We start from the raw sequence: 6,000 nt of genomic DNA, 5'->3' as shown, positions 1-6,000 counted from the left end.
CCCCGCCCACCACCACAACAAACACCACCGCAACCCAGACCGGCCCCCCCGCCAGATGCCCCCGCCACCGACGTCATCATGGAGCTTGAAGATTTTCCCCAGCACGCCCACCGCCCCACCCCACGCTTTTGCAGACAAAGGCATCCACCCCAGACGGCGGCACCCGATTCCAATTACCAAAACCGTCCTCAGGGAACTCCTTCGATTCTCGGAAGGCAAACTCATAGACTTCTTTCATCGCTTGGGCAACGACGCAATCATCCGCGCCAGCGAAAAGCTCCCGCCGCACACCACCGTCGACTGCGATAAGTTAAAGGGCAGGGGCGGCCCTGCAACCTTTCAACGCCGACGAAGCCGGATACGCGGCTTTAGGATTTCTGGTCTTAACAGCGGCGACAAGACAGTGCAGGATGTCGAACTGAGCCAGGGAATTCAGAAGAACATCGTCATCCTTTAGATCGGCAAGATTGTCGGGTAGATCGGCAAGATTGTCGGGCAGGCGACTTTCAGGCACATCAGGCCGCATTGGGGCATGCTCAAATATCAGACGACGTGCCGCCGGGAGCATATAAGCCCCTTGCTTTTCTGATGAGAGGAGCCCGGCGCGGATAGCTCGCACCTGTCCGTCTCGAATCCAAACCACAGGCTTCGCAGGCTTGAGATTGTTCCTCGGGAACTTAATCACCAAGCAAGGGAGAATGCCCCATGCTTTGAGGCGAACTGCCGCACTTCCGATGACGTAGAGGCGGTTGACAATCTCAAGAAGGATCTTCGCATTGGATTCTCCCGCACACTCTCCCGCTTGTTTGTAAACATCAAAGAGCACGTCAATCGCCCTGCACGCCACCTCGCGCTTCTCACGGCACAGGGCTAGGACCGCCGCCATCGTCAACTAGTCAAGAATCGCATCCGCATCCTCTTCCGCTCCGTTGCTCACAGTCCTGACGAATCGCGAAACGTCTTGGTCACGCCCCCTCTCGAGATGACTATTGACGGCATCTTCGAAAGCGGAATCGGAAAGGCCGATCGACAAAGGCATGAGTGCCTCCTCCTTGTTTTCCCTGCTCGAGCGAAGAACGGCGGTGAGCTCGAACAGGAAAGAATCGAGATGCTCTGTCGCCTGTCGGCGAATCATCTCGTCATGCCTTTCAAGAAGAGTGGGCCAGTGTGCATGTCGCAAAGGAACGTTCTGGGCGCCCTCGCGGACGAGCAGCTCACCGACGTCGAACACCTTTCTTTGCCGTTTGCCTCCCTTCGGCGTGTACTCTCCTTGCTTGCTGAATGGGACAGGAAACCCGTCTCCATGTACGGCAATGTATAAAAGCACAACCGCTCCCTGGTCAAGTGCGTGAATCTGAGACATAATGCGGATCTGCCCTTCAACATAGGGGCGCACAATGTCCTGCAAATATGCCCCGTCCCAGTCATCCCGATTGACGTCACCCATTCCAACGGGCATCCCGTCGTCTTTCACGCCGATGAGCATGTAGCCTCCCCTAGGAAGATTCGACAACGCGACGACGTCCTTGACGAAATTGAGACGATCGGGTTTCTGCTTGTCTTTCAAATCAAGCGTCGATTTGAATTCAAGTTCGGTCTGCTCGCCCTGCCTCATCAGCTCAACAAGTTTTTCCCTGTCCGTCCTTCCGTCGACGACAATCGCGGCTTTTCTCCTTAACTTATGCACCACACGGCACCCAATCAATAGACGTAAACATTCTGCCGCCAAGCAAACGAAGCTGTTTTCCGCTCAGGAGTTGACGCCTTGTGGAAATTGAACACGTTATCGGACGTAAACGGTTTCCGCGCACAAACAAGAACCTCTCACATCGCGGCCCTCCGCCGTTTTGACAGAAAACAGATGCTCTCAATCACGCAGAGACACAACCCTGGGCCATTGCACAGACCTCCTTGAGGATGGAATGGCCCTAAGGAACCCAGGAACTTTGCTCTTCTCTTAAAACAACCACAAACTCGTTTCGTCATCATCCCTGAAAATTTCGTGTCAAACACGCAATCGCTTCATCGCCGTCATCACATGACTGTCGCATCGACTTTCGTCGCACCGCCTTTCCCTCCACTCAAACATCACTGCGAATTTACCGTACCAGGCCCGGCACAGCCCGCCAGCGCCTCTGCAAGACGCTGCCGCGCCGCCGAATCGGCCGCCACATCCTTCATCTTGCCCGCTACGGAGGCTTCGACCGACCTCGCGCATGCCGGGATGCGCGACAGGCTCTCCAGCGCTTCGGCCGCCTCCACATCGCTGACGCCCTCGGCCACCATATCGACGAGAACGGGAACGGCAGCCGCCTCGCCCAGCCGCCCCAACGCCAGAGCCGCATGCTTGCGCGCAGTCTCATCCGAATCGCCAAGAGCCCCGACAAGGACGACGTCGGCGCCGGGCGCCTCCGGCATAGCGGCGATCGCCAGTACGGCGCGACGCCGAATGTCGACGTCGTCGGATTGGGCGCCCGTACGCAGCCCGGCGACGACGTCGCCGTCCGAGCGAGCGAGCGCCCATTGCAAGGCTCCGGCGACGTTTGGATCAGATTCGGACAGGACCGCTCTGACCAGCAGATCCACTGGGGGCGCCACGTCCGCCGGCCAGGACAGCACGGCCTGCTGCCTGCGGGAGGCGCTGGCCGAGCCCAGACCCCGAACGAGTTTGACGATGCGCACGGCTTCCTCCCAATCGGCGGGCCTGGATGCCGCAATCGCCCGGAGCCGGTCGAGCAGTTCGCGTTCTCGGTCCAGGCGTTCCTCCGTCTGACGAATGAGGTCGTCGACCAGGGCGGCCGGCGCGCGACCGGGGTCCTCTAGAATGCGTCCAATCTGCTTGAGCGTAAGCCCCAGAGAACGGAGGGTCTTCACCTGAAGAATCGTCCGCACGTCGTCGTCCGAATAGTCCCGATAGCCGCCGATGGTGCGGCCCGTCGGCCGCACCAGGCCCATGGCGTCGTAGTGTCGAAGCATCCGAACGCTGACGCCGGTATGACGGGCCACATCGCCGATCAGCAATCCGCGCCCTCCTGAAGCCGTCTCGCCTCAGCGGCGGCGCCTTCCGCATTCTCCGCCGTGCCCTGCGGCCTCTTCGCCTCGGCTTCGGCCGCCGGCGCGGCGTCGGGCCACATGCCGCCGGCATCCAAGGCAACGGTGCGTTTGGCCTCTTCAATCGCCGCGTCGAAGCCGAGCTCTGAGTCCAGGCGAAGCGACTCCGTGGCGCGGGCGTGGGCCGCCTTCGCGGGATTCGGGCTTTCAGCTGCCCTGTCCAGAGCGGGCTCAACGGCGTCGCCGAGGCCGATCAGCGCCCGGCTCAGACTCAGCTGGACGTCGCGGTCCCCGCGGCCAAGCTGGCTCGCCAGTTCCTCGCCCAAAGCCTTCTTTTCTCCCTCGGGCACAAGGGCGACGGCGCAGCGCCACGCCGTCCGGGCAAGTTCGTCGTCGGAATCGCGCAGCATGTCGCGGGTGATCCAACCCCAGGCGCTCTTGTCCCCGATCTTCGAAAGGGTATGCAACGCCTGACTGCGAGCCTGTCGGCATTCGGAGCCCAGTTCTTTGCGGAGCCGGGGTAAAACAGCCTCCGACGGCAGACGGGTCAGCGCCCAGGACAGCATGTCGCGCACGAAGAAATCCGGCTCAACCGCGCAACGCTCGACGAGCGTCTCCAACCACTCGGGGTCGGCGCGCGAACCCGCCGCCAAGGCTGCTTTCAGTCGAATCGAGGAGTTCGACGCGCTCAAAGCCTCCGCTAGACGGGCTTCTCGCTGGGGCGCCTCTCGAGACAGAGGGAGATGCGACGGCGCCGACGACGCCGGAGGCTGCCGAGGCGACCCTGACTGCGGAGACGACCCGGACCGCGGAGACGACCCGGACCGCGGAGACGGCTGGGACTGTGGGGATGCATTGGTTGTATTCATAAAAGTACCTCCTCATCCCAAGGAAAGACCCTGTCACAGTGTCAGGGTCAAGCTTGGGCAAGGCGTCAAACAGCGCAAGCGGTCAGACTCGGCGGGAGATTCGACGAGCGGGCGTCGTCCGGGGCCGAGGGCCGTTCCGTCGACGTCTGGACCTCGGACACGTCACAGACGGGACGTGCCCGGGGCCGAGGACCGTTCGTCGAGGGTCCGCACGCGATCCGACGGGTTGAGCCCCCAAGCCGAGGCAACCGAGTGCCAAGCCGCGCGTCAAAACGGCAACCGGCCGCCAGGCCTCCGAGCGGCGCGCCAAGACGACAACCGAGCGTGAAGCCGCCGGCCGGCTCCATCGGCGCGTCAGGCCTCCTTCACGGCGGCCTCCATGCGGGAGAATTCGGCGTCGACCTCTGGATCCTCGGTGTACGTCAGGCGGCTCACTATGACCGCCACGAGAAGATTGAGAAGGAAGCCTGGGACGATCTCGTACATCTTCGCTTTGAGGAAATCCACATTGGCCCACACGAAAACGGTGACGGCGCCCGTGACCAGCCCGGCGAGCGCGCCCGTAGGCGTCAGCTTCCTCCAGTAGAGGCAGAGAATGACGATCGGGCCGAAGGCCGCGCCGAAGCCGGCCCAGGCGAATTCGACGAGTTGGAGGATGGCCGAGTTTCGGTCGAGAGCCATGAGGGCGGCCACGATCGCGACGCCGAGGACGCTGAGCCTGCTGAAAATCAGGAGATTCCTGGCTGAGACCTTGCGCCCCATCAACGAGTAGAGGTCCTCCACCAACGCCGAGGCGCAGACGATCATCTGGCTGGACATCGTCGACATGATCGCAGCGAGCACCGCCGCGAGGACGAGCCCCGCAACAAAGGGGTGGAAGAAGATCCGACTCATGACGAGGAACACCTCCTCGGAATCCCCTTTTCCGAGCTTTATCTCAGGATCGCCCGCGAAGTAGCCGATTCCGATGAGCGCCGTGAAGATCGCGCCGGAGGCGCTCAGGACCATCCAAAAGAGGCTGATTCTGCGAGCGGTCTTCGCCTCGCCGGGGCTGCGCAGCGCCATGAATCGGACGATGATGTGGGGCTGTCCGAAGTAGCCCAGCCCCCAGGCCGACGTCGAAATTGCCGCGACGATCCACAAAAAAGCGTTGTTGGAGAAACCCGAAAAGAGGTTGAAGGCCTCGGGCTTGACGTCGGTGATCCGGCTCGTGGCCTCGGACCACCCGCCGAGTTCGAAGATCGTGACGATCGGAACCGCTACGAGTGCGGCGAGCATGAGGAGGCCCTGGGCGACGTCGGTCAGAGTGGCGCCTAAGAAACCGCCGAAAAGGGTGTATACGAGGGTGACCACGGCAACGACGGCCATTCCGGTGAAGTAGTTCCAGCCGAAGGAGCTGACGAAGAACTTGCCCGCGGCGACCATTCCCGACGAGACGTAGAAGGTGAAGAAGACGAGAATGACCAGAGCCGCCAGGATGCGCAGCTGCCGCGAGTTCCGCTTGAGCCGCTTGGCGAAAAAGCTCGGAATCGTGATCGCATTGTCCGCGACCTCCGAATACGCCCGCAGGCGCGGCGCGATGAAGCGCCAGTTGAACCAAGCCCCGACCGTGAGTCCGATCGCTATCCACGACTTGATGAGCCCCGCGGCATAGATCGCACCGGGCAATCCCATGAGCAGCCAGCCGGACATGTCCGCGGCGTTGGCCGACAGGGCGGCAATGCCGGGAGACAGCTGACGCTCGGCGAGCATGTAGCCGTCGACATTCGCGGTGCGGCGGTATGCGTAGTAGCCGATGCCGAGCATGACGGCGAAGTAGAGCAAGATCGCGAGCAACTGATAGGTGTCGGCGGACATCGCAGCCCCTTCCCTTATGTGGCCGAATGGGGACTAGACTACTGGAATTCTCTGGCTTTGTCCCATATTCGTCATAATTTGGTAAAGAATTATCATCGAAAGACTATCAAAGGCTTTCAACCAGAATATAAACCCAAGGACCAAAAGCCAAACGGCAAAACCGAGGCCAGGCCTCCCGAATGAGGATCGCCAGAATGCGGGCAGGCACCGGAATGCAGGGGTG

The 6,000-nt window shown here is 61.5% G+C and carries 5 protein-coding genes; all 5 read right to left on the bottom strand.

Translation table 11 applies throughout. The features are described 5' to 3' along the window. Nucleotides 1-310: 310 nt before the first annotated feature. Nucleotides 311-826 (bottom strand): hypothetical protein, encoded by a 516-nt coding sequence (locus tag ACO48X_RS03570; protein ID WP_485000593.1) that lies wholly within the window; start codon nucleotides 824-826, stop codon nucleotides 311-313. A gap of 66 nt (nucleotides 827-892) precedes the next feature. After that, nucleotides 893-1,729 carry an AlbA family DNA-binding domain-containing protein gene (locus ACO48X_RS03565; protein WP_485000592.1) on the bottom strand — a complete coding sequence of 279 codons (837 nt, stop codon included), beginning with the start codon at nucleotides 1,727-1,729 and terminating at the stop codon, nucleotides 893-895. 359 nt (nucleotides 1,730-2,088) lie between these two features. Beyond that, the gene (locus ACO48X_RS03560; RefSeq protein ID WP_485000590.1) at nucleotides 2,089-3,021 is read right to left on the bottom strand and encodes a MerR family transcriptional regulator; all 933 of its coding nucleotides are present in this window, start codon (nucleotides 3,019-3,021) and stop codon (nucleotides 2,089-2,091) included. Further along, nucleotides 3,015-3,743 (bottom strand): HEAT repeat domain-containing protein, encoded by a 729-nt coding sequence (locus tag ACO48X_RS03555; RefSeq protein WP_485000589.1) that lies wholly within the window; start codon nucleotides 3,741-3,743, stop codon nucleotides 3,015-3,017. Before ACO48X_RS03555 ends, ACO48X_RS03560 begins: the two co-directional genes overlap by 7 nt. Nucleotides 3,744-4,274: 531 nt before the next feature. After that, nucleotides 4,275-5,777 carry a sodium/proline symporter PutP gene (putP, locus tag ACO48X_RS03550; protein WP_485000588.1) on the bottom strand — a complete coding sequence of 501 codons (1,503 nt, stop codon included), beginning with the start codon at nucleotides 5,775-5,777 and terminating at the stop codon, nucleotides 4,275-4,277. Nucleotides 5,778-6,000 lie beyond the last annotated feature (223 nt).

It is taken from the genome of Peptidiphaga sp., from assembly GCF_057238965.1.
Note: the sequence above shows the minus strand (reverse complement) of the source record. Positions and strands in the feature narration are given on the sequence as shown.